Source organism: Cellulosilyticum sp. WCF-2, from assembly GCF_003990395.1.
Classification (GTDB): Bacteria; Bacillota; Clostridia; order Lachnospirales; family Cellulosilyticaceae; genus Cellulosilyticum; species Cellulosilyticum lentocellum.
In genome coordinates this window covers 1,898,340-1,923,697 of sequence record NZ_CP034675.1, presented here as the reverse complement: position 1 = coordinate 1,923,697, position 25,358 = coordinate 1,898,340, and the positions used below count along the sequence as shown (strand labels likewise).

Below are 25,358 nucleotides of genomic sequence, written 5' to 3'. Positions count from 1 at the left end.
ATCTCTATACCAATCAAATGGTATAGGGATCTTTTTTTGAAAAAGTAGTTGACAAGACAAAGAAAATGTGTGGCCGCTCTCACTACTGATTGAATAAAGAGGTAGTGAGAGCGGCCCTTGTAATTAAAGGAAACTTAGTTACAAGGAGGACACATATGAAACCCAAACAAATTAAAAAGCTTTTAGTAGATGAAATCCAAAAGTTAGCTGACAATCCGCAAGATTATTGTACCAATCCAGGTAGTGATTTTTTACGCAAAAGAAAATTGCCCATGAATAAAATTTTAGCTGGAATTATTGGAATGGGAAGTGGGAGCCTTACAAACGAATTATTAGATCTATTTGGTGCATCTGCAGATACACCCACTTCTTCTGCGTTTGTTCAGCAGAGGAAAAAGATAAAGCCCGAAGCGTTTAAGAAGATATTTGACGGCTTTTCAAGTAAACTTATAGATAACTTTAATGAAGATATGCCCATACTTGCTGTTGATGGGTCTGATGTACAGATTCCTACCAATCCTGATGATTTAAATTCATTTCATTCTGGAAAAGATGGAAGAAAATCATATAATCTTCTGCATATAAATGCGTTGTATAATATAAATTATTCTATTTATCATGATGTGATAATACAAAAATCTAAAGAAAAGAATGAACATAACGCTCTACAAGAAATGGTTGATCGTTCTGAAATTCCTAAAGCACTCGTGATAGCTGATAGAGGTTATGAATCTTTCAACAGCATGGCTCACATTCAAGAAAAAGGATGGTTCTTTCTTATTCGTGTCAAAGATGGAATTAATGGTATAAAGAATGGATTGGATTTACCCAAAACAGACTGTTTTGATATTGATATTTCTTTAAAACTTACAAGAAAGAAAACGAATGCAGTCAAAGAACTTTTCAAAGACAAAAATCATTATCGAAGTGTTTCTTCAGCCCAACCGTTTGATTATTTACCACTTAAAAACAAGAAATCTGAACCTGCTAAATTCTATGAATTACACTTCCGAATAGTGAGATTTCCTATTTCAGAAACTTCCTATGAAACAATAGTTACAAATCTAAATAGTGAAAAGTATCCTCCTGATGAGGTAAAAAAACTGTATGCTTCTCGTTGGGGGATTGAAACATCTTTTCGAGATTTGAAATATACGATTGGAATGTTAGATTTTCATTCAAAAAAGGTGATGTGTATCCAACAAGAAATCTATGCACATATGATAATGTATAACTTTGCAGAAATGATTACCTCCCACGTAGTCATTGAAAAAAAGCAAAGAAAGCATACATATAAAGCAAATTTCTCAGTTGCAGTGCATATGTGTAGGTTATTCTATCATGGAAAAGCAACATCACCTGATGTAGAAGCCATAATTGCAAAAAATCTCATTCCTATAAGACCTGATAGGCATAGGGAACGAAACTTAATTGTTAAGATTTTTCATGGCTTCCTTTATAGAGTAGCATAAATCTTTGTAAAAGAATATAAATTTTGAGTCAGATGCAAATCTGTCTATTTGTGGTACCTGGAAATAGAAAAAGAAGCTGAAGAAATAAATCTTCAACTTCTTTTCCTAGGGATGCGTTTCTATCACAATGTTAACTTAATGACATTGCCACATGAAGTGCACTACTTTTTATTTATCATTAATTATTTTGTATTTCTTTGCTCAATAAAAGCTTTAATAACAGCTACACTACCTTCTATTCCTAACATACCACTATCTATACATAGTTTATAGTTAAAGCTATTTCCCCATTTTTCACCTGAATAATAATGATAGTAATTAGCTCTTGTTTTATCTATCTTATTTAACTGCGCTTCTGCTTTTTCTGGTGGTAATTGATATTCTTTTATAGCGCGTTCTAAACGAACAGGTAGATCTGCATGAATAAATATATTAACTACACTCTCATCATCTCTTAAAATGTAATCTGCACATCTTCCTACAATAACACAAGACCCTTCATTGGCAAGAGATTTGATGACTTCAGTTTGTGCTATAAATAACTTATCATTAATAGGGAGATCTAGGGTAGGTGGTACGTGATTGCCAAACATATAAGCTCCTGTTACCACAGAATATAACAAACTACTTGCTGCTGTTTCATCTATTTTGTCAAACACTTCCTTACTCATACCACTTTGCTTTGCGGCCATTTCTGTAACTTCTTTGTTATAAAAGGGAATGCCTAAATCTTTAGCCAACTTTTCACCGATTGCCCTACCGCCACTTCCATATTGTCTATCAATGGTAATAATCACTTTTTTGCTCATGGCCATTCCTCCATTCAACTACTTCTTCATTTAATATGCATTAGATGATTGCAGTAGCATTTATACTTTGTAGAATCTACTTTACATTATTATAAAACATTTTTCCAAAATAATCAAATTTGTACTCTATTGTATATTGTATTCTTGCCTATTTAACCCTCTACACAAACTCAATAAATAGTAAGAGGCTGACATGAAATAATGCTTCAACACAAGATGTGCTCTAGCCATTCAATTACTAGATACACCATCTTATATTTGATATCATGTTTCACGTCAGCCTCTTATCTTTATTTTTCTATTTCATTAATAGAAGCATGAATAACATATTCACCTGTTAAGCTGTAATAAATCCACTCTGCTATATTGGTAATATGATCTGCTATTCTTTCTAAATACTTAATAATCATAATGTAATGAAGTCCACTTCTAATAAACTCCTTATCAGCTACCATTTCATCCCTTATTTCTTTCCAAACCTTCCAGAAAGCTTCATCAATCTTATCATCTGCTTTACAAATATCTTTGATATCCTCTATGTTTTTAGTTGCAAAAGTATTTAAGGCTCCTGTTAACATCTCTTTAGCAGCAACAGCCATTTTTTCAATATGGCGTTGGTAGTTAACTTCCTCACTCCATTTATCCTCTTTAAGCTTAATGCTATATTTACAAATATCACAGCATTGATCTGCTATTCTTTCTATATCCGTTACAATCTTAACCACTGATAAGATAAAACGAAGATCTCTTGCAATAGGTTGTTGATGGGCAATAAGTATGGCACATTCTTTTTCTATCTCAAGTTGTATTAAATCTACCTTGTCATCACTATCAATTACTTTTTGTGCTAATGTATGGTCACCATGAATCAAAGAATTAAGTGTATCACTAATCATTTCTTCTGCAGCATGGCCCATTTCAATAATACGTTTGTTTAATCCTTGTAACTGCTCTTCATATACTATTCTAGATGGCATTTTCCTTCTCCTTTACTGATTGCTCTCTGTTTTTTATTAGTGGCTTAGCCAAATCTACCCGTAATATAGTCTTCTGTCTTTTTATGAGCTGGCATATTAAAGATTTTGTGTGTATCATCCACCTCAATTAATTCCCCTAGTAAAAAGAAGGCTGTACGGTCAGAAATTCTTGCTGCCTGTTGCATATTATGCGTTACGATTACAATTGTGTATTGTTTTTTTAGTTCACTAATTAAATCTTCTATTTTAGAAGTAGAAATAGGATCAAGAGCAGAGGTTGGCTCGTCCATTAATAATATTTCTGGACGCATAGCGATGGAACGTGCTATACAAATTCTTTGCTGTTGTCCCCCAGACAAGCTAATGGCATTTTTCTTAAGCTTATCTTTTACTTCGTCCCAAATGGCTGCTTTCTTTAAGCTATCTTCTACAATTTCATCTAATTCTGATTTTTTCTTAATACCTTGCATACGTGGTCCATAAGAAATATTATCATAAATGCTCATTGGGAATGGATTAGGCTTCTGAAATACCATACCTACTTTTTTTCTAAGTTCAATCGTATCCATACCAAAGATTTCTTGACCACGATAAGTAATAGACCCTTCTACCTTAGGTGCTGCAGCCAAATCACTCATACGGTTAAAGATACGTAATAAAGTAGATTTACCACAACCTGAAGGCCCAATAAAAGCAAGTACTTCATTTTCGATAATATCTAAGTTAATATTTTTTAAAGCTTTAAAGTCACCATAATAGAATGATAAATCTTTAATACTCATAATTGTTTCCATAGTCTTTCTCCTCTATGATTTGACTTTACTTAATTTATATCCAATAAAGTAAGTAAGTAAATTTAAAAGTAAAATTGTAATCAGCAGTACAACAGCTGTGCCGTAAGCTTCGTCGAAAGAAATACCTTCTTTAGCCAATAAATATAAGTGAACAGCTAAAGTTCTACCTGATTCCATCGGGCTTTCTGGAAAACGATACATCGTTCCTGCTGTTAAATAAATGGCTGCTGTTTCTCCTACGATTCTTCCTGTCCCTAAAACAACACCTGTTAAAATACCAGATAAAGCATTAGGGAGTACTACTTTAATAATGGTTTTAAACTTAGAGGCTCCTAAGGCAAGTGAACCTTCTCTATAGCTTACAGGTACAGTCTTTAGTGCTTCTTCTGTCGTTTTTACAATAGTAGGTAATACCATCATAGACACAGTAAGTGAACCCGCCATAATAGAGATGCCTAATTTACATTGTGTTAAGAAGAAAGCCATCCCGAATAAACCAAATATAATCGAAGGAACAGCTGCCAAACTTTCTGTTGCAAAACGAATGGCATTTACGAACTTGCCTGGCTTTGCATACTCATTTAAGTAGATAGCGGCTCCAATACCAATGGGCCCTGAAATAAGAAGTCCAATAGCTACCATGTATAACGTTGAAACAATTGGAGGAACTAGTTTGCCAAAGTCAATATGCGCTATACCTTTAAACACAATGTAGCCTATAATCCAACCTAACATAATAATAGTTATGGATGAAATTGCAAGTAATATAACTTTTATCAGACTTTCCTTATGTTTTCTTTGCATTATCTAGCTCTCCTTTCTGCCCTTCGAATAAACTGCGTAAGTACTAAATTAATTGCCATAATCAGTACGAAAAGCACCATCCCTGTTGCAAATAGTGCTTGCTGGTGAATGCCTGTTGCATATCCCATTTCCATTGCAATATTAGCGGTTAGTGTTCTTACTGGATCCATAATACTACTTGGGATAAGTACAGAGTTACCTGCTACTAAGATAACAGCCATAGTCTCGCCTAACGCTCTACCTATACCTAGTACAATTCCTGCCATAATACCAGATTTAGCTGCACCTAATTGTACTTTGAAAATATATTGAAATTTAGAAGCCCCTAATCCTAAGGCCCCTTCCTTATATTCATTTGGAACAGCTCTAAGACTTACTTCTGTCATTCTTATCACTGTAGGTAGTAGCATAACTGCTAAAATCAGCATTGCTGCTAATAAACTACTACCACCACCTATACCCCCAAAAAGGTCATTCAGGATGGGTACAATTACCATCAGACCAAAGAATCCATAGATAACAGATGGTATACCAGCAAGTAAGTCAATTGCCGCTGAAAACACCTTAGCCACTTTTTGTGGTAAGACTTCTACTAAAACAATTGCTGTACTCACACCAACTACAACCCCTATAAGAGTTGCACCTAATGTAGCATATAAACTTGCTACTAACATTGGATAAATACCAAATATTTTTCCTGATGGATTCCACTTCTTACCGAATAGGAAATCCCAAATACTCACTTCTTTAAAGAAAGGTACTCCTCCTACTATAATATATACTGCCATAAATCCAACTACTAAAATCATGATGGCTGCACATAACCAAAACACTCTTTTCATTAATTTATCCATGTACTTCATCTACCTTTACTCGTTTATAGATTACTATTGATTAATTGGAATATATTTTTCTGCTATAACGCTTTGACCTTCTGCTCCAACGATATAATCTAACAAAGCTTTTGCCTCATCACTTGTATTATTTGATGTTAAAAGAAGTAATGGTCTTGAAATCATATATTCATTCGCTAAAACTGTTTCAGCACTTGGCATCACACCATCTACTTCTACTAGTTTTACTGTTTCATTCCTATAACCTAAAGAAATATAGCCAATTGCATTTTCTTTGGAAGCTACTGTGGCCATAATACTACCTGTACCTTCACTTACCAAAGCTCTGTCAATAATAGTAGAAGCTTTATCAGTTGTTAAAAGACCTAATAATTCTTCAAAGGCCCCTCTTGTACCTGAACCTGCTTCTCTTGTTACCACAATAATATTCTCATCTTTACCACCTACTTGACTCCAGTTAGTGATTTTACCTTCATAAATATCTTTAATTTGCTCTTTTGTTAAATTCGTCACTTCATTAGTTGTATTAACTACAACTGCAATGGCATCATGAGCAATAACTGTCTCTGTTAAATCAAGTCCTTTTTCTTCTTCACTTAGTTCACGTGAACTCATACCCATATCTGCAGTCCCATCTGCTACAGCTTTAATGCCTGCTGATGAACCATTTCCTTGTACTTCAATATTAGCATCTGGCACGGTTTCTTTATATTTTTCTGCTAATTGTTCCATCGGTTCTGATACTGTTGTAGAACCTACAATTGAAACTTTAGGTCCTTTTGAACTACTGCTGCCACAACCTGTAAGCGCCATAGTCCCAATCATTACCCCTGCTATACATAGAAGTAATTTCTTTTTCATAGCTATATGCCTCCTAAAAATAATATATATCTTAGCCAATAATGTTTTGTAAATTTGTATCCCTATATTACGCCCCTAATGTTTAATTTATGTTGGAACAATGTTAAATCTATGTTAAATAGGCCTAGGCTTACCCACCCTAGACCTACTTCATTCATTTATTTAGTTATTGGGGATAATAACAATTTATAAGATATTTTAGGAGTAAATATTTTGAAACATTAGCAATGTTTAAGTATATTAGCGTATTGCTTTATTAGTTGTTACTTTGTTTAAATATTATTGAATCATTACTTCTCTATTTTTTATGTCCATATTAGCTTATCTACTTCAACTCTTAAGCTATTCATTACACTACTATTTTATAGAGATATACTTATCACTCATAATCTTTTGACCTTCGTCACTTACGATGAAATCAATTACTTCTTGTGCTTCTGCTTTGATACTTGGTTGTGCTACTAAGATAAGAGGTCTTGAAATAGTATAGCTACCTGCTTTTACATTATCTACTGTACATTCTACGCCATCAATTGCCACTGCTTTTACTGTATCATCAAGGTACCCTTCTGAAACGAATCCGATAGCAGCATCCTTTGTTGCTACTGTAGCCATAACTGCACCTGTACCTTCTGAAACTAAAGCTGTTTCTACAATAGTTGAAGCTTTGTTTTCATCTAATAATTTAAGAATTTCTTCAAAAGCACCTCTTGTACCTGAGCCTGCTTCTCTTGTTACTACGATAATATCTTTATCTACGCCACCAACTTCGCTCCAGTTAGTAATTTTTCCTTCAAAGATATCTTTAACTTGATCCTTTGTAAGATCTGCTACACCATTGCTTGGATTAACTACTACTGCAATTCCATCATAAGCAATTACTGTTTCTACAAGTCCTGAGCCTTTTTCTTCTTCACTAAGTTCTCTAGATGCCATCCCAATATCTGCTGTTCCATCAATAGCAGCTTTAATACCTGCTGATGAGCCATTTCCTTGTACTTCAATATTGTCTGAAGACCCAGTAGCTTTATAAGCTTCTACTAATTTTTCCATTGGTTCAGCTATGGTTGTAGAACCTACGATTGATATTTTTACACCTTTTCTTGTTGCATCTGCTGAACTAGCTTCTGGGCTAGCTTCTGCTGATGTAGCTGGTGTAGTACTGGCTTCATTTGTTTTATTTTCATTTCCTGTGTTAGCTGAGCATCCTGCAAACATCATAGTTCCTAATGTTAGAGCCGCAAAGCAAGCTAAAAATTTTCTTTTCATTTTTAATTCCCTCCTGGAAAGCTATAGGTATTATAGCTGTTTTTGTTTTTGTTTTTTCTGTACATCGATATGATATTATTACAATGTTCAATTAATATTTGGTTTAGGTTAAGAATTTGTTAAATAATATTTTTAAGCTCAATGATCCCTTCTTCATCACTTACTAATTGATTCTACTTACTTGGTATACAGCTTATCTATATTGGTGTACAATAAGAATACGAAATGAGTATTTTTAGAGGAGAACATTATGAAAACATTTGAACTAATTGCTACTTCTACCTTCGGACTTGAAGCCATGGTACGAAAAGAAGTAGAAGATTTAGGTTATGAAATAAATGCTGTGCAAGATGGCAAGGTTGTTTATACTGGAGATTCAGAAGCTATTGTGCTTTCTAACTTATGGCTTCGCAGTGCTGACCGTGTACTTATTAAAATGGGAGAATTCAAGGCCACTACTTTCGTAGAACTTTTTGATAAAGTTACTGCACTTCCTTGGGAAGCTTGGATTACACCAGATGCTAAATTTACTGTTAATGGTAAGTCTGTTAAGTCGAAGCTTTTTAGTATCTCAGACTGTCAAGCCATTACTAAAAAGGCAATTGTTAAACGCCTTAGTGAGAAATATAAAATGGATTGGTTTCCTGAAACAGGGCCTTCTTATACGGTACAAGTTTCTATTTTAAAAGATGTGGCTACCTTAACTATTGATACAACTGGCCGTGAAGGTCTTCATAAGCGTGGCTACCGCGTAAGCAATGTAGAGGCCCCTCTTAAAGAAACCATGGCAGCTGCCCTCTTGCAAATTAGCTACTGGCAAAAAGGACGTATGCTTTACGACCCTTGTTGTGGTTCAGGTACTTTCGCTATTGAAGCTGCTATGTTAGCTAAAAACATTGCCCCTGGCCTTAACAGGCAATTTGCTTCTTCTTTCTGGCCACAAGTACCTAAAACACTTTGGGACGAGCTTCGTCAGGAAGCGAGAGAAGCCATTGATCAAAAAGGTAATCCTATTATCTACGCTTCTGATATTGATAGAAATGTCATTAATAAAGCTAGAGAAAATGCGGAAGCTGCTGGTGTTGGTGAATATATTCAGTTCTTTGCCAAGCCTATCCACAAAGCTACCTTGCCACATGGTGATTATGGCATTGTCATTGCTAACCCTCCGTATGGTGAGCGTATTAGTAATCTGTCACAAATTGAACAAATCCATCGTGAGCTTCGTCGCTTAATCGATAGCAATCCAACTTGGTCGCTTTATGCTATTACCTCTGTGGATACCTTTGAACGTGATTATGGTAAAAAAGCTAATAAAAAACGCAAATTATTTAATGGTAATTTAAAGGTTGATTTCTATCAATACTTTGGTCCAAAACCTCCAAAGGATGGAGAAAACTTTAAAGAAATATCTAATAACTAACAAAAAAGTGCAAATATAATCGGCTAGTTGCGCTTTACATTTGCACTTACAAATATCAAAAGGAGCTGTTGCACATTTTATTGCAACAGCTCCTTTGCTTATATGGCTTATCTTATTATTTTTCTTTCCTTAACTTCTCCTATTACTCTCACTTTTCGATGAAGACATTGTCTTATGATTATCTCACTCATCTTCCTTATTCAATATAAGACGAAAACATGTCCCTTCTCCTAATTCACTACTGACTTCAATCTTAATTTCATAAAGCTTTGCAATATGCTTAACTATAGAGAGCCCCAGGCCAGTTCCACCACTTTGTCTTGAACGACCTTTATCTACTCTGTAGAAGCGCTCAAAAATATGTGGAATACTTTCCTCTGGGATGCCAATACCACTGTCTCTAATGGTAATGATTTGCTGCCTACTATTTTCCTGAGTTGTAATAATAATAGCACCATTGTCTGTATATCTTACTGCATTTCCTAATAAATTCATCATCATTTGAGTCAAGTGGTCCTCACTCATATTTTTAATGACTAAAGATTGCTCCTCATTAAATACTATTTTAACAGATTTTTTATCAGCTTGTTCTTGAAGCAAACTCATGCAATTTTCAATGACACTTGCAACCTTCACATCACCGTATTCTTGTTTATCCATATTTTCGATTTCAGATAGTAATAATATATCTTGGATTAAGCGATAAAGCCTTTTGGTCTCAATGTCAATAATATTTAAAAAGCGATAAGCGACTTCTTTATTTTCTATAGCTCCAGCTTGTAAGGTCTCCACAAAACCTTGAATACTTGTTAAAGGAGTCTTTAACTCATGAGAAACATTACTTACAAATTGATACTTCATTTCTTCTAATCCTCTAAGCTGCGTTACATCTTTTATCAGCAATAAATATTCATATACTTTACCAGATCTACCTACAGCTACCATCGTAATATAGACAATGTATTCTCCTATCTTTAATTCAATCACTTGCATTTTATTAGTTTTAAGCCCTTCAGTAACAAGTTTAACGAACTGTTCTTCTCTTAGTAAATGCGTAATGTGGCAATTGTTAGGTATATTTCCTTTTAACCCTAGTAGCTTTCTAGCCAATTCATTAGTTTCATCAATATACCCCTTTTTATCAATAACAATAATGCCTTCTTCTAAAGAAGAAAACATACTTTCTAATTTAGCTTTTTGATGCCTTAGTTTTCTGATAGTTCCACTTAATTCATCTCCCATATAGTCAAAAGCATGGGCTAGATTTTGTAGTTCTTCTATATCATAATCTCTTAGTTGATGTGTATATTGGTCCTCTTTAAACTTTTTAGCATCCTCAGTTAAAGCTTCAATAGGGTCTGTAATCTTTTTAATAGCACCTTTTAAAACCACATAAAGAACAAAGCTTATGATGCCTGCTATCACAAAAATGTGGTAAATCATACGATTCACCTCACCTGCTGCTAAACTGATTCCAGCTTCATTCATTAGTCTACTACCCATTAAGGTGGCTTCCGCCGCCACTGTAATAACAAGTATCCAAATAGCCGTTAAAGTAGGCCAAATGATTTTATTTTTCATGCGCTACTCCTTTACAAACCTATACCCTACGCCACGAACAGTTTCAATATACTCTCCTATGCCATAGGCTTCAAACTTAGCTCTTAGATAACGAATATGTACATCTACTGTACGTGTTTCACCATAATAATCATATCCCCATACTTTATCCAGAATAACTTCCCTTGTTAAAACCTTTCCTTTGTTACTCATAAGTAACTTAAGAATTTCAAATTCTTTGTAGGTAAGTTCTATGGGTTCATCTTTAAAAGTAAGTAAATGGCTTTCTATATCTAACTTTAAGTCCTGATGTACTAAAAAATGATCTTCCTCTGTTTTTTTAGTCGGCACTTCATTTCTATCAGCTCGGCGCAGTATAGCTTTTACTCTAGCCACTAACTCTCTTACACTGAATGGCTTGGTAATATAATCATCTGCTCCTAGCTCTAATCCCAATATTTTATCAATTTCTTCTGCTTTAGCGCTCACCAATAAAACAGGTACACACCCTAACTGTTCATGATTTCTAAAGATATTAAGTGCAGTGATACCATCCATGCCAGGAAGCATAATATCTAATAAAATTAAATCAATAGGGCTTTCCCCTATACTTTTTTGCATTGCTTCGACACTTGTATAAGTAGATACTATAAAACCATTTGCTTCTAAATTATATTTGATGAGTTCTAAAATATGTTCTTCATCATCAATTACAACAATATGTTTCTTATTCATTATCTCACCCTTTTATAATCATTTTAAGCATTATTGGCTAATATACTTTCTTTTACTATATTACAAGCTGCAAAAATTATAAAGTAAAATTTACATACACTTTTTTATTTTTGTCTGGATATACTAAGCTATATAAAAAGAAATTTTACTTGAAATGACTTTAAGGGGGATCTTATTATGCCAACATTACTGACTAAACAAGAACTAGAAAATCACCTCTATGAATTTCATCAGCTACTTCAAAACTTTGATTATTCTTGTATCAAAAATGTTACCTTTCTTAACTTAGATGCCTTTTTTGCTTATATGGAAAATGTAGAAGGCAATCCTTTTGAAAAACATTATGAAGCACTTCAAAAAAAATTAGATGCCCTCCAACCTTATTTACCCTTTGTTTCTTCTAATAGGGCCAATGAATTTTTAGAGGCTCTTAGTCATACTCAAAATGACGATGAAGTAAAACAAATAAAAGTGAACTATACCAAAATTTTAAGAGATGATTTTATTAAATTTTCTAGAACTGTCACGACAGATGAAGGCTGGAATCATGTCATTAATACGTGTGAAGAAATTAGGCTTAGAAAAGAAGAAATGCTCCTTGCACTTCATTAACTTCTATAAGATAATATAAGTCATAAACTTATATTATCTTTTTTGTTATTTTTACTTAAGTAAGGAGATTTTATGCAAAAACAACGTTATAGAACTCTTAATACCTTTTTACGAGAAAAACATGGTACTAAGGTGATTAAACTTTCCATAGATGGTGGTTTTACTTGTCCTAATAGAGATGGTCGTATTTCTTCTAAAGGCTGCTTATTTTGTAGCGAACGTGGTAGTGGTGACTTTACTTTTTCAGATGAACATTATATTACCAAACAACTTTCTATGGCTACTGGATTACTTTCAGCTAAATGGGGAAATGCCACGAAATATATTGCTTATTTCCAGGCTTTTACTAATACCTATGCACCTTTAGAGGAGCTTAAGCAAAAATATGAAGAAGCCCTTGCTTTTCCTGGTGTCGTTGGACTTGCTATTGCCACTAGACCAGATTGCTTAACTGACGAAATCATTGCTTATCTAGGTGAACTAAGTACGCGTACACATCTATGGGTTGAACTGGGCTTACAAACTATTCATGAACCCACTGCTAAGCTCATTAACCGAGGTTATTCTTTAGACATATTTTATACAGTCGTTCAAAAACTAGCTACTTATTCTATAGAAACTGTTGTCCATCTTATTTTAGGGCTTCCTCATGAGACCAAATCCGATATGCTAGCTTCTGCTAGATATCTATGTCATTTACCATTGCAAGGTATTAAGCTGCATATGCTGCATATTTTAGATAATTCCCCCTTAGGCCACTATTACGAAGCTCATCCTTTTCCACTTCTGACAGAAGAAGAGTATATAGCGCTTTTAGGTGATATTATTACCTTGTTACCTCCCGACTTTGTTATTCACCGCTTAACAGGAGATGGTCCCAAAGAACATCTAATTGGTCCTCTTTGGACTAAAAATAAGCGTCATGTCCTTAATGGTATTACACGCTACTTGAATAAGCATGACATCTATCAAGGTAAATATTTAAACAAATATTGAGTTTACCCCACTTTTAAGATACAATAATAGTAAAAAGTGTGAGGAGGCAAGTTGTGAATATTAATCATGAAGACTTTACAGTCAATAAACTCATCGTACTCTATCTTTTATCGCAAGTAAAAATGCCTCTTTCTTTATCTCAAATGACACAAATAATTCTTGAAAGAGGCTACACAGACTACTTTTCGCTTCAGCAATACTTAACTGAGTTAGAAACTTCTAAGTTTATTACCATCTCCAAACAAAGTAATGCATCTTACTTTGAGATTAGTTCTAAGGGAGAAGAGGCTTTAGAATTTTTCGCTTCCCGTATTCCTGAATTCATAAGAAAAGAGTTAGATCTATTTATAGAAAACAACTGGAGAAAATTCAAAAGTGAATTAGATATTCATGCTGAATATACTCCTAATAAAACCAATGATTATATGGTTCATTGTAAGGTGACAGAAAATCACTCAACACTCATTGATTTAAATATAAGTGTTGGCTCTAAGAAACAAGCTATTGAACTCTGTAACAAGTGGAAGACAAATGCCACTGAACTTTATGGTGAAATTCTGCAATTGCTTTCAAAATAAAAGAGTAGCTAAGTTATTCCCTTAGCTACTCTTTTATTTTGCTTTTTTCTATCAACCATACTTTATTTATACGTTTCTGTTATCATACTCAATATTAAATTAAACCCTATTACTTTTAGTAAGATTTTATCTTTATTTTAGAAGAAAAGGCAAAAAATAAAAAACCTCTGAGCATCAACTACAATGGGCTTCAAAGGATTATTTTTAATTGGCTTATTCAATAAAAATCGGGGTGACAGGACTCGAACCTGCGGCCTCCTGATCCCAAATCAGGCGCTCTAGCCAAACTGAGCCACACCCCGTAAGAGCGCGAAACGGGACTCGAACCCGCGACCCTCTCCTTGGCAAGGAGATGCTCTACCAACTGAGCCATTCGCGCATAATCTCCATCGTCTTGTTATCCGACGAAGATTATATTATCATATTTTAATTTTAGTGTCAACCTATTTAAATCTGAAAACACACTATTTTTATTCATAATTCTCAATTGCCGCTATTTGTTTATCTATATGCCTTTTTAATTCTTTTGCATAAGTATATCGAGGTGTTACATTTCCAAAAAAAGTTTTAAGAACCTCATCAATATGACTCTGCTTTAGATCTTTATTAGGATCTTCTTCTTTTTGTTCAAGGAATACTTTATTGTCTTCTAAATGATTTGCCCCATAGTAAACTTGCTGTACCTCTTTTTCAATAGCTGATACTACCGTCATTGGCTTCGCTCTTGCTTCTACTTCTTTACTGTTAGCAAGCTCTTCTTCATTTAGTACATTTTCTACTACTACCTCTGTTATTGCTTCCTGATAACCTTCTAATTCTTTTTCTTCCGCTAAAAGTTCATTAATCTCAGCAGCTATTTCTTCTTGTAATGTGTTAATGGTCTCTTGATCCTTATTTGCAATAACTTCCCTATTTGGTAAGATTCCTGTAATTTCTTCTTTTTGTTTGTCTATAGGTATACTTTCAAAAGGAATACCTTCTTTATTTTCTACTGCTTCTATTACTTGGTCCCTATTAATAGTTCTAGGCGGTAATTCTATTTCTTGTATTTTTAAAGTACTGGCAATTTGCTCTAATTTTTGTGCTTTTGCAGCATTTATTGGTTTTCTAGGTGGTACCTGCTTTACTTCCTCTGCCTCTCCTTCATCGGTCTTAGTTAAGAACTGTCCCATGGTATGTAAGGTATTATAAATATCCTGTGTTACCTTAAGCTTAGGCTCTTTTGCACGTACCGACTTTGTACGATTTTCTCTAATTCTTTTAGTATGTGGAAATTCTAAGTCTGCAAATAAATCTTTCTTTGGAGTTGTCTGAAGAGAGTTACGTAGTTCAATTTCATCATCATCATCATCTAGCATAGATAATTCAAGCTTGCCTTGCTTTAAATAATATTTATCAGATTTATTCATGATTATCCCCCCATTATAAATCTCTAGTAACTCTTTGCTAGTTCATCTCTTGGATTTCCTCAATAATCTTCCAGAGTTCTTCTTTCCCTTGCTTTGTTTCTGAAGAAAAGCCTACTAATTTATCTTCTGGCATTAAGTTAAGACCTTTTCTAATCATAGATAGGTGCTTTTGAACTTGGCTTCTTTTAATCTTATCCATCTTAGTGGCTACTACAATCACTTCATTATGGTAATGCTTAATCCAGTCATACATCATTTTATCATTATTGCCTACCTCATGTCTAATATCAATTAATAAAATGATCTTCTTTAATTGTTCTCTTTTTTCTAAATAACCTTCAATGAGTTTTCCCCAACGTTCTCTATCTGTCTTAGAGACTTTTGCATATCCATATCCAGGCAAATCTACAAACATATACGTATCTTGCACATTATAAAAATTAATGGTCTGTGTTTTTCCTGGTTGTGAACTTGTTCTTGCTAATGCTTTACGGTTAAGCATAGCATTTAACAATGAAGATTTTCCTACATTAGATTTACCTGCAAAGGCAATCTCTGGCATATCATGTACTGGAAATTGAGACGAAAGTCCCGCTGTTATAATCATTTCTGCTTTTGTTACATTCATTTGATTTCTCCTATAAGCTTATGCAAAAACATATTGTAGCACTTCATCCATTGTATGAACAAAACTAATTTTCAAACCTTCTACAATATGATTTTCTAGCTCTTCTACATTCTTTTTGTTTTGGTCTGGCACAATAACATGCTTAATCTTTGCACGTTTTGCTGCTAATAATTTCTCTTTTAACCCACCAATAGGTACAACTCTACCTCTGATTGTAATTTCTCCTGTCATTGCTAAATCAGCTTTAACCGGCTTATTTGTCAGTGCTGAAATCATCGCTGTAGCCATGGTAATTCCTGCTGATGGTCCATCTTTAGGTACTGCGCCTTCAGGAATGTGGATATGTAAATCATTTTTTACATAAAAATCTTCTGCTATACCTAGTTCATTCACTTTAGAACGAATATAGCTCATAGCTGCCTTGGCAGACTCCTTCATTACATTTCCCATCTGTCCTGTGAGTTCAAGCTGCCCTTTACCAGGCATACAATTAACTTCAATAGATAATGTATCTCCACCAACGCTAGTCCAAGCTAGTCCCCTTACAATACCTACTTCGGGTTCCTTATTCTTAAGTTCATAATCGAAACTAGAGCTTCCTAAATACTCTCCAAGTTTTTTAGGGGTTATTTGTATACTAGCTATATCTTGCTCAACAATTTCTCTAGCCGCTTTTCTACACACTTTAGCCAACATTCTCTCTAAACCTCTTACACCTGCTTCTTTTGTATAATGTTCAATTAAATACAGGATATTTGTTCTTGAAAATTTAATTTGCTTTTTATCTAAATGGTGTGCTTTCAGCTGATTTGGCAGTAGATATTTCATTGCAATCTCTAGTTTTTCAAGGCTTGTATAACTTCCCACCTCTATAATTTCCATACGATCTAATAATGGCTTTGGAACTGTCGATAAACTATTAGCTGTTGCTACAAACAAAACCTTAGACAAGTCTAATGGCAATTCTAAATAATGATCTTTAAAACTATTATTTTGTTTACTATCTAAGATTTCGAGTAAGGCTGCAGCTGGGTCACCTTTAAAATCACTAGCCATTTTATCAATCTCATCTAAAAGAATAAGTGGATTCATAGACTTAGCTTCAGAAATACCATAAACAAAACGTCCTGGTATGGCACCTACATAAGTTCTTCTATGTCCTCTTATTTCAGCTTCATCTCTCACACCCCCTAAAGAAATACGTACATCATTCCTTCCAGTAGCATGTGCAATTGATTTAGCTATGGATGTCTTACCTACCCCCGGTGGTCCAACTAAACATAAAATAGGTGCTGGAGACTCTTCAGACAAGCTTCTAACGGCTAAATATTCTAAAACTCTTTCCTTAACCTTTTCAAGTCCATAATGTTCTTTATCTAGGATTTCTGCTGCTTTCTTTAACTGAATATTTTCCTTAGTATAATGATTCCAAGGAATATCCAAGACAGTCTCTATATAAGTTCTAATATTTCCGTTATCAGGTGAACTAGCCGGTGTATTCTTTAAGCGTCTTATTTCTTTTTCTATTTTTTCTTTAACGAACTCTGGAGTATTCTTTAACTGTTCATTATATTTATCAATATCTCCTTGAATACCGTCTTTATCACCTAACTGTTCTTGGATAATCTTAACTTGCTCTCTTAAAAAATATTCTTTTTGAGACTGATCTATATTTTGTTTCACTTTATTAAAAATTTCTTTTTGTAGTGTTAATATTTCTATTTCAGCTTCTAATATGGTAATGATCTTAAACATACGTTTTTTTATATCTAGACACTCCAAAATAGCTTGCTTCTTCTCTACCTCTAAAACAATATGACCAATAATAATGTCCATCATTTCAATACTATTCTTAAGCCCCAGTATACCATATAAGACCTCATCTGTAATACGTGGATTAATAGAAGCATACTTTTCAAATAACTCTGCAATTGTACGTATAAGTGCTTGTTCTTCTTTATCAGCTTCTATAAGCTTATCTTTTATAACCTCTACATCTGCACTCATATAAGTTTCATCTTGCAACGTTAAAATTTTCGCCCTAGCAGTTCCTTTGACAAGCACTTTAAGCTGATCTTCTCCTACCTTAACTGTTTGCTTAATTTCTACTAGGGTTCCAATTTCATATAAATCTTCTCGTTTTGGCTCATCTACATCTGCATCTCTTTGTGAAACAGCTAAAATCATTTCATTTTGTTTCATCGCTTCTTCAATAGCTTTTAATGATTTTTCTCTGCCTACATCAAAATGCATAACCATTTCTGGAAATATTGTCACTCCTCTTAAAGGAAGTACTGGTATATCTTTAATTTCTTTTTTCATCGCTCCACCCTCTAAATTGCCACTTACGTGTTAATCACTACGCATGTAATATTTCATTGGCTTTTTCAATAATCTCTTTATCAAATAAGGTACTAATAACCTCATCTATATCTTCAACAGGAATAATTTCTATATCTATTGTATCAAACACTTTTTGAATATTATCCTTAGGAATAAATACTTTCTTTACGCCAGCTTCCCTAGCTGCCAATAACTTTTCATAAACACCACCTACAGGACAAACCTTACCTTGTATAGATATCTCTCCAGTCATAGCAATATTCCCAGGTATAGCCTTATCAAAAAGTGCTGAATACAACACTGTAAATATAGCAATACCTGCTGATGGTCCATCAATTGGAATTCCCGAGGTAAAATTAAGATGCATTAAATATTCCTTTGTATTAACATTATAGCGCATTTTTAAAACCGTGAGTACATTTTCTACAGAATTTGACGCCATACTTTTTCTTTTAGAACTGCTTTGTTTCATATGCAGTTCTTCTTCTTCTATAATGCCAGTTACTTTAATCTCTGCCTGCTCTATTCCTGTTTTCTTAGTAACAGCTTCTATGCCTAAGACCATACCTCTATTAATCCCCATGACACCTAAACCATTTACTTTCCCTACTGCAGCTTTAGGATCTACTTTCTTTACAAGTCTAGGTACATACCTACCTGTTTGAATAACCCATTCCACATCTTTTTCCAAGATTTCTATTCGTCCTTCTTGATGTACTAAACTAAAAGAAGTCTGCAACATATTAACTGCATCCCTTCCATTATAAGCATACTGTCCTATAAGTTCCTTTGCTTCTCCTACAATGGTCATTTTTTCACGTGCTGCTACATTGTCTACAATGGCCCTAATATCATCATAACTTAAGTCTTTAAAGAAAATCTCTGTACACCTCGAACGTAATGCTGGTGGTATATCTTCCGGATTCCTAGTGGTAGCTCCAATTAATCTAAAATCTGCAGGTAAACCATTTTTAAATACATCATGAATATCTTTAGGAATATTTTCATCACTTTCAGAGTAATACGAGCTCTCCAAAAACACTTTTCTATCCTCTAGAACTTTTAAAAGCTTATTCATTTGCACTTGATGCAGTTCTCCAATTTCATCTATAAATAAAACGCCACCATGTGCCTTTGTGACTGCCCCAGGTTTAGGTTGAGGTACTCCTGCTGGACCATAAGCACCTGCTCCTTGATAAATAGGATCATGAACAGATCCCATTAGCGGGTCAGCAATACTTCTTTCATCAAAACGCAGTGTCGTTGCATCAATCTCTATAAACTTAGCATTTCTTTTAAATGGTGATCCAGGTGATTCCTTGGCAATATCCAATGCAATTCTAGCTGCCGCTGTTTTTCCTATTCCAGGAGAACCATAAATTAAAATATGTTGTGGACTAGGTCCACATAAAGCAATTTTTAAAGCTTGCAATCCATCTGCTTGCCCTATAATATCCTTTTCACTTTTCGGCCTTACCTTTTCAGACAATGGAGGTGTCAATGCAACTTTTCTTAGAGCTTGCATCTTCTCCCATTTTACTAAAGAATCTTTATAAATATTAGATTTAGATGTTGTTTGACTTTTAAGCTGTAGTAAGAAATACATCCCAATTACACACGAAAAAAATAATTGAACCCCAATTAATATACCTGATAACATACAGTATCCTCCTGCTTACTTTTTTCTACTTTACAAGTATTGCCAACAGTTACAAAAAGGATACCTATAAATCTATCATTCATTTAAGAGATCAGGGATAAGTTAGGATGTTACTATCTCATTAATAAGGGGCTATTGCACATAAATGCAACAGCCCCTTATTATATTTTCATGAACACAGCTTAAGCTGATTCATTATTAGCTTTTTTATTCTTTTCTTTTGGTTTAACTTTATCATTATAAACCAATGTAGGTTCTTTGCCTTCTTTAATCACATCTGCATGAATAATAATTTTTTCTAAAGCATCTCCCATAGAAGGTGCATCATACATAATATTTCTCATCATAGTTTCAAAGATGGCACGTAATCCTCTAGCTCCAGTTTCTCTTTCAATAGCTAATTCTGCTACAGCTACTAAAGCTTCTTCTTCAAACTCTAACTTAATACCATCTAGTTCAAAAAGATGCTCGTATTGTTTTGTAAGCGCATTCTTAGGCTCTGTTAGAATTTTAATAAGTGCTTCTTTGTCTAAATTATTAAGAGATACAATGGATGGAATACGTCCTACAAATTCAGGAATAAGTCCAAATTTAACAAGGTCTTGAGGTTCGATTTGTTTAAAGAGTTCGCCTATGCTTTTCTCTTTCTTACTCACAATATTGGCACCAAAGCCCATGCTCTTTTGTCCTACTCTACGTTCAATGATTTTATCAAGCCCATCAAAGGCTCCACCACAGATAAATAGAATATTAGTTGTATCAATTTGAATAAATTCTTGGTGTGGATGTTTTCTACCGCCTTGAGGTGGTACAGAAGCTACTGTTCCCTCTATGATTTTAAGAAGTGCTTGCTGTACACCTTCTCCACTTACATCTCTAGTAATAGATGGATTTTCAGATTTTCTAGAAATCTTGTCAATCTCATCTATATAAATAATACCCAATTGTGCTTTTTCCACATCATAATTAGCTGCTTGAATAAGCTTAAGTAGAATATTTTCTACATCTTCGCCTACATAGCCTGCTTCTGTAAGAGAGGTGGCATCAGCTACAGCAAAGGGTACATTTAACATTTTAGCAAGGGTTTGTGCTAAAAGTGTTTTACCTGTTCCTGTAGGTCCTAAAAGTAAAATATTACTCTTTTGTACTTCTACATCGTTACTCTTACTTTGTTTATAAATACGTTTATAATGATTGTATACTGCTACTGCTAAAGCTTTTTTAGCATCTTCTTGACCAATAACATACTCATCAAGATGCGCCTTAATTTCTTTTGGCTTTGGCATATCTACCATATCATCATCTTCGTAACCAGCTTCAAGCTCCTCTTCTATAATTTCAGAGCATAACTCAATACATTCATCACAGATATAAACATTTGGACCTGCAATAAGTCTTTTTACCTGTTCTTGTGTTTTACCACAAAATGAACATCTTAGCTGTTTTGTATCATCAAACTTTGTTGGCATTCTGCACCTCCTTTGGGAACTATTTTGATGTAATAATATCGTCTATAAGGCCATATTCTTTTGCTTCTTCAGCAGTTTTCCAGTTGTCCCTTTCAACGTCATTATTAATACGTTCAATAGGTTGCCCTGTAAACTCTGATAACATACGGTTCATACGCTCTTTTGTTTTAATGATGTGCTGCGCTGTAATTTGAATGTCAGTTGCTTGACCTTTTGCTCCACCAAGTGGTTGGTGAATCATAACTTCTGCATTAGGAAGCGCAAAACGTTTACCTTTTGTTCCTCCTGCAAGTAAGAATGCACCCATGCTCGCTGCCATACCCATACAAATCGTTGACACATCACACTTAATATATTGCATTGTATCATAAATAGCCATACCATCTGTTATAGAGCCACCTGGACTATTAATGTAAAACATAATGTCTTTATCAGGATCTTCAGCTTCTAAAAACAATAGTTGTGCCACAATAAGGTTAGCTGTAACGTTGTTAACCTCATCACCTAAAATAATGATACGATCTTTTAATAGACGAGAGTAAATATCATATGAACGTTCTCCTCTATTGGTTTGTTCTATAACCATTGGGACTAAACTCATTCTAGTAGCCTCCTTCTCTCTTTTAGGATATATACCTAATCTTCCTATTTTTCCACTTTTTCTGCAGACTCTGTAATCACCTTAACTGCTTTTTGAACTTTAATATCTGCTGTTAAAGCATCTTGCTCATAGTTAGCAAAAGATTTCTTAAGTTCTTCATATGGCATTTGGTACATAGCTGCAATTGTTTTTAATTCTTCATCGATGTCTTCTTCAGAAACAGTAACACCTTCTACTTCAGCAACTTTTTCAAGAACTAAACGAGTTTTAATTTGGTGCTCCGCATCTTTAGCAAAGTTTTCTCTGAATGCATCCATACTTTGACCTGTGAATTGTAAATATTGTTCTAATTGTAAACCTTGAGAAGCCATACGGTTTGAGAAGTTTTTAACGTTTCTGTCTACTTGCTCTTCAACCATAGCTGCTGGTACTTCTAATGTAGCATTTGCTACTGCATTTTCTACAGCTTGTTGTTCAAAAATGTTTTTATTATTTGTCTCTTTGTCTTTAAGAAGTTTTGCCTTAAGATCTTCTTTGTATTCAGCTAATGTTTCAAATTCTGAAATATCAGCTGCAAAATCATCATTAATTTCTGGTAATTCATTTACTTTAATACCTTTAATAGCTACTTTAAATAATGCTGGTTTGCTAGCAAGTTCTGCTACATGGTATTCAGCTGGGAATGTTACATTAACTTCTACTTCTTCACCAATGTTTTTACCAATTAATTGATCTTCAAAATTATCGATGAATGATTTAGAACCAATTACTAAATCATAATCTGTTCCTTTTCCACCTTCAAATGCAGCACCATCTACAAAACCTTCAAAGTCGATTGTTACTTTATCTTGAGGCATAACTGCTCTATCTTCAACTGTGATTTCACGAGCATTTTTTTGTGCTTCTTTATTAACTGCTTCGTTTACTTCTTCATCTGTTACTTCTGTTTTTTCTACTTCAACTTTTAAGTTTTTGTATTCACCAAGTGTTACTTCTGGTTTTACAGTAATAATTGCTGTATACTTCATACCATCTTTTGACATTTCAGTTACTTCTAATCCATTTGGACTAATACGTGCTGCAATATCAATTTTGTTTTCTTCGATTGCTGCAAATAATGTTTCATCAATTAAGATGTCTGCTGCTTTATTGAAGAATACTTCAACACCATACATTTTTTCAATCATCGCACGAGGCACTTTCCCTTTACGGAAGCCTTGAATATTGAAGTCTTTTTTCATTGCTTCATAAGCCTTATCAATTGCCGCTGTAACCTTAGCACCTTCTACTTCTACTGTAAGTTTAACCTCACTTTTTTCCATTGTTTCTACTTGTGTGTTCATTAAAATTTATCCTCCTTAAGGTTTCCCTGCTTTGTAGTGTCATTGCATAAATATAGCATTTTAAACTAACATTTCGTTATTATATCATATCCTTGGTAAAAAATCCATATCGCATTTTCGAATATTTTCTTGATAGTCAACTATATTTTGCATATTTTTCCATGCTTTCATACATGCTTTTCTACTTTTATTCCAAGTATTACAACTAGCCTTATATAGGCCTCTTACCTTATAATTGGGTTATGTAATAACTTTGTAATATAGATTTCACATTAGGAAGGATTTTAAACGATGAATCATTATACAAGTAGCTGCGTCACACTTCAAAGCTTTGACCAGACCTATACAAATTCCATACGTCCTAAACTTGAAGCTATTGATCTTTTTTTAAAATCAAGTGAAGCACCTTATGCCAGCACGGAAGTAGCTTCTGTTCTTGGTGTAGAACATGCTGAATTATTAAACACTATGAATGAAAATAACATTGTAGAACTAAATCGCCTTACCTTTTTTCATGTGATTTTCTATTTATCAAGTGATATTTGTAAATTAATCACTAAGCAGTGGAAATATCATAATTGTAAAGCCTATAGTGCTCAAATGATTTCAGATATTTATAAGTTAAATATACATAAAGTAACCAGTGCTTTTGAAGAAATAGGTACTGAACTCATTACTGATGTAGAACTTATGGAAGTGTTTAAGCGTATTCACACCACTGTTTTTTAGTAGTATAAGCATTTTTAATACTTTTAAAGAAATATTTAGTTTTTCTTAACAACATTTAAAAGGTATATCACTTAGTAGCGATATACCTTTTTTTTTTACCCTTATTTATCTGCAATCAACATACCTTTTTTTACTTCTCCTGCTACTATTTCACCCTTTATTATTTCTAATAACTTAAATGCGAATGAAATAGAATAGCCAGCTCCTTTTCCTGTTACCACATGGTTACTTAAGACTACTCCCTCTTCCGAATACTGGCAGCCTATAAGCTCATTCTCATATCCTGGATAGCATGTTGCCGTTTCTCCTTTTAGTAATCCATGCTTTCCTAAAATACTAGGCGCTGCACAAATTGCTGCTATCCATTTATGCTGTTCTTTAAAACATCTGAGTTGTTCTATAAGCATGCTATTTTCTTCTAGATGATTAATACCTGGTACACCACCCGGTAATACAATCATATCAACTTTTGTATGATCTACTTCATCGATAGTTTTATCCATATTAACGCTAATACCACGTGAACTTACCACAGTCTTTCCACTAACACCCACCATAGTAACTTCTACTTTTCCTCTTCTTAATATATCTACTACTGATAATGCTTCTATCTCTTCATAGCCTGTACCAAAATAAACTGCTACTCTCATATTTTCCTCCTTTAATATCAATTTTTTAATTACGAACAGTCTAGCTTACTTAAAAAGATTATTTTTATCTTATAAGTTCATATCACATTCGTACTTTCGTTATTATAACTTAAGTATAAGGGGTAAAAAATAAACTTGCCAGTTATTATCTAATTTTTTTACTTATCTCATCAGAAATAATGTTATTATCTGATTTTCTACCACTATCCTATTGGTAAAATCATTTGAAATAGTTTATTAAGCTATTTTGAAATAATCACCTAATTTGCCTTATACACATAGTATATGCTTGTAATACCCTTATTTTCTATATGTAAATTTGATTTTAGAACAGTGGAAGTTGTATGTCCAATAGCTACGGAAGAAAATATACACCCGAAAAACATTCTATGAATCACTGTAGTTCGGCGCTTCTGAATCAGGTATTGATGTCGGTGATGGTATTAATGATACTATCACTATGGACTCTAGTAATTTGAATGGTATGAACACAGCCTTTAGTATGCCAAGTGCTGGTACTATTAAGGCTCTATCAACATACTTTTCTGTTACAGGTAATTTACCAGTGCAACCATTATAGCTCAAATCTATATATCTACAACACCAAATAAAGTATTTTCACCTGTTGCAAATGGCTTTATTGAGCTAGCACCAGACATCGCTTCAAATAATCTTATAGCTCATAAGATTAACTCTACCTTTAATATAAGTGTAACAGCTAAAACACGTATAATGGTTATTTTCTTCGCTATAGTACCATCAGGTCAAAAGGGTGGAAATAA

General features: G+C 33.9%; 23 protein-coding genes and 2 tRNA genes. 6 read left to right on the top strand and 19 right to left on the bottom strand.

The genetic code is table 11. The features are described from left to right. Positions 1-155 precede the first annotated feature (155 nt). Complete coding sequence (locus tag EKH84_RS08510; protein WP_127065015.1) at positions 156-1,472, top strand: IS4 family transposase; 1,317 nt, start codon at positions 156-158, stop codon at positions 1,470-1,472. A gap of 182 nt (positions 1,473-1,654) precedes the next feature. On the opposite strand, the gene EKH84_RS08505 is transcribed toward EKH84_RS08510, so the two are convergent. From EKH84_RS08505 to EKH84_RS08475, 7 genes are all read right to left on the bottom strand, one after another. Beyond that, complete coding sequence (locus EKH84_RS08505) at positions 1,655-2,281, bottom strand: cytidylate kinase-like family protein (RefSeq protein WP_127065939.1); 627 nt, start codon at positions 2,279-2,281, stop codon at positions 1,655-1,657. A 290-nt stretch (positions 2,282-2,571) separates the two neighbouring features. Continuing rightward, on the bottom strand, positions 2,572-3,258 hold the full coding sequence (gene phoU / locus EKH84_RS08500) for a phosphate signaling complex protein PhoU (protein WP_013656169.1): 687 nt from the start codon (positions 3,256-3,258) through the stop codon (positions 2,572-2,574). A gap of 44 nt (positions 3,259-3,302) precedes the next feature. Beyond that, complete coding sequence (gene pstB, locus EKH84_RS08495; protein WP_013656168.1) at positions 3,303-4,052, bottom strand: phosphate ABC transporter ATP-binding protein PstB; 750 nt, start codon at positions 4,050-4,052, stop codon at positions 3,303-3,305. Between the two features lie 12 nt (positions 4,053-4,064). After that, entirely contained in the window at positions 4,065-4,856 is a 792-nt protein-coding gene (gene pstA, locus EKH84_RS08490) for a phosphate ABC transporter permease PstA (protein ID WP_013656167.1), read from the bottom strand. Beyond that, positions 4,856-5,719, bottom strand: coding sequence for a phosphate ABC transporter permease subunit PstC (gene pstC / locus EKH84_RS08485; RefSeq protein ID WP_013656166.1), 864 nt, complete (start codon positions 5,717-5,719; stop codon positions 4,856-4,858). The genes pstA and pstC overlap by 1 nt, the downstream gene beginning before the upstream one ends. Positions 5,720-5,743: 24 nt before the next feature. Continuing rightward, on the bottom strand, positions 5,744-6,571 hold the full coding sequence (locus EKH84_RS08480; RefSeq protein ID WP_127065938.1) for a phosphate ABC transporter substrate-binding protein: 828 nt from the start codon (positions 6,569-6,571) through the stop codon (positions 5,744-5,746). A 357-nt stretch (positions 6,572-6,928) separates the two neighbouring features. Next, a complete protein-coding gene (locus tag EKH84_RS08475; protein WP_127065937.1) occupies positions 6,929-7,840 on the bottom strand; it encodes a phosphate ABC transporter substrate-binding protein in 912 nt (303 codons plus the stop codon). Between the two features lie 250 nt (positions 7,841-8,090). Here EKH84_RS08475 and EKH84_RS08470 point away from each other — a divergent pair, with 250 nt between their 5' ends. Continuing rightward, complete coding sequence (locus tag EKH84_RS08470; RefSeq protein WP_013656163.1) at positions 8,091-9,263, top strand: THUMP domain-containing class I SAM-dependent RNA methyltransferase; 1,173 nt, start codon at positions 8,091-8,093, stop codon at positions 9,261-9,263. Positions 9,264-9,446: 183 nt separating this feature from the next. Here EKH84_RS08470 and EKH84_RS08465 read toward each other — a convergent pair whose 3' ends face one another. Beyond that, positions 9,447-10,844 (bottom strand): HAMP domain-containing sensor histidine kinase, encoded by a 1,398-nt coding sequence (locus EKH84_RS08465; RefSeq protein ID WP_127065936.1) that lies wholly within the window; start codon positions 10,842-10,844, stop codon positions 9,447-9,449. Between the two features lie 3 nt (positions 10,845-10,847). Beyond that, the gene (locus EKH84_RS08460; protein WP_013656161.1) at positions 10,848-11,558 is read right to left on the bottom strand and encodes a response regulator transcription factor; all 711 of its coding nucleotides are present in this window, start codon (positions 11,556-11,558) and stop codon (positions 10,848-10,850) included. A 177-nt stretch (positions 11,559-11,735) separates the two neighbouring features. On the opposite strand from EKH84_RS08460, the gene EKH84_RS08455 reads away from it, so the two are divergent. The 3 genes from EKH84_RS08455 to EKH84_RS08445 all read left to right on the top strand — a co-directional run bounded on the left by EKH84_RS08455 (position 11,736) and on the right by EKH84_RS08445 (position 13,744). Beyond that, positions 11,736-12,170, top strand: coding sequence for a hypothetical protein (locus tag EKH84_RS08455; protein WP_013656160.1), 435 nt, complete (start codon positions 11,736-11,738; stop codon positions 12,168-12,170). A 72-nt stretch (positions 12,171-12,242) separates the two neighbouring features. Further along, complete coding sequence (locus EKH84_RS08450) at positions 12,243-13,166, top strand: TIGR01212 family radical SAM protein (RefSeq protein WP_127065935.1); 924 nt, start codon at positions 12,243-12,245, stop codon at positions 13,164-13,166. Between the two features lie 53 nt (positions 13,167-13,219). Next, on the top strand, positions 13,220-13,744 hold the full coding sequence (locus tag EKH84_RS08445) for a DUF4364 family protein (protein WP_013656158.1): 525 nt from the start codon (positions 13,220-13,222) through the stop codon (positions 13,742-13,744). Between the two features lie 227 nt (positions 13,745-13,971). Here EKH84_RS08445 and EKH84_RS08440 read toward each other — a convergent pair. The 9 genes from EKH84_RS08440 to tig form a co-directional block, all read right to left on the bottom strand. Further along, positions 13,972-14,046 (bottom strand) — tRNA-Pro (locus EKH84_RS08440). 4 nt (positions 14,047-14,050) lie between these two features. Then, positions 14,051-14,123 (bottom strand) — tRNA-Gly (locus EKH84_RS08435). A 91-nt stretch (positions 14,124-14,214) separates the two neighbouring features. Next, a complete protein-coding gene (locus EKH84_RS08430; RefSeq protein WP_127065934.1) occupies positions 14,215-15,153 on the bottom strand; it encodes a hypothetical protein in 939 nt (312 codons plus the stop codon). 37 nt (positions 15,154-15,190) lie between these two features. Further along, entirely contained in the window at positions 15,191-15,781 is a 591-nt protein-coding gene (yihA, locus tag EKH84_RS08425; RefSeq protein WP_013656156.1) for a ribosome biogenesis GTP-binding protein YihA/YsxC, read from the bottom strand. An 18-nt stretch (positions 15,782-15,799) separates the two neighbouring features. Then, the gene (lon, locus tag EKH84_RS08420; protein ID WP_127065933.1) at positions 15,800-18,103 is read right to left on the bottom strand and encodes an endopeptidase La; all 2,304 of its coding nucleotides are present in this window, start codon (positions 18,101-18,103) and stop codon (positions 15,800-15,802) included. Between the two features lie 37 nt (positions 18,104-18,140). Continuing rightward, positions 18,141-19,784 (bottom strand): ATP-dependent protease LonB, encoded by a 1,644-nt coding sequence (gene lonB / locus EKH84_RS08415; protein ID WP_013656154.1) that lies wholly within the window; start codon positions 19,782-19,784, stop codon positions 18,141-18,143. A 182-nt stretch (positions 19,785-19,966) separates the two neighbouring features. Continuing rightward, entirely contained in the window at positions 19,967-21,253 is a 1,287-nt protein-coding gene (gene clpX / locus EKH84_RS08410) for an ATP-dependent Clp protease ATP-binding subunit ClpX (protein WP_013656153.1), read from the bottom strand. A 19-nt stretch (positions 21,254-21,272) separates the two neighbouring features. Next, entirely contained in the window at positions 21,273-21,887 is a 615-nt protein-coding gene (clpP, locus tag EKH84_RS08405) for an ATP-dependent Clp endopeptidase proteolytic subunit ClpP (protein ID WP_256372395.1), read from the bottom strand. An 11-nt stretch (positions 21,888-21,898) separates the two neighbouring features. After that, on the bottom strand, positions 21,899-23,197 hold the full coding sequence (gene tig, locus EKH84_RS08400; protein ID WP_013656151.1) for a trigger factor: 1,299 nt from the start codon (positions 23,195-23,197) through the stop codon (positions 21,899-21,901). Positions 23,198-23,488: 291 nt separating this feature from the next. Here tig and EKH84_RS08395 point away from each other — a divergent pair, with 291 nt between their 5' ends. Beyond that, on the top strand, positions 23,489-23,926 hold the full coding sequence (locus EKH84_RS08395) for a hypothetical protein (protein WP_127065932.1): 438 nt from the start codon (positions 23,489-23,491) through the stop codon (positions 23,924-23,926). Positions 23,927-24,027: 101 nt separating this feature from the next. On the opposite strand, the gene EKH84_RS08390 is transcribed toward EKH84_RS08395, so the two are convergent. Continuing rightward, a complete protein-coding gene (locus EKH84_RS08390; RefSeq protein WP_013656149.1) occupies positions 24,028-24,576 on the bottom strand; it encodes a DJ-1 family glyoxalase III in 549 nt (182 codons plus the stop codon). Between the last annotated feature and the right edge of the window lie 782 nt (positions 24,577-25,358).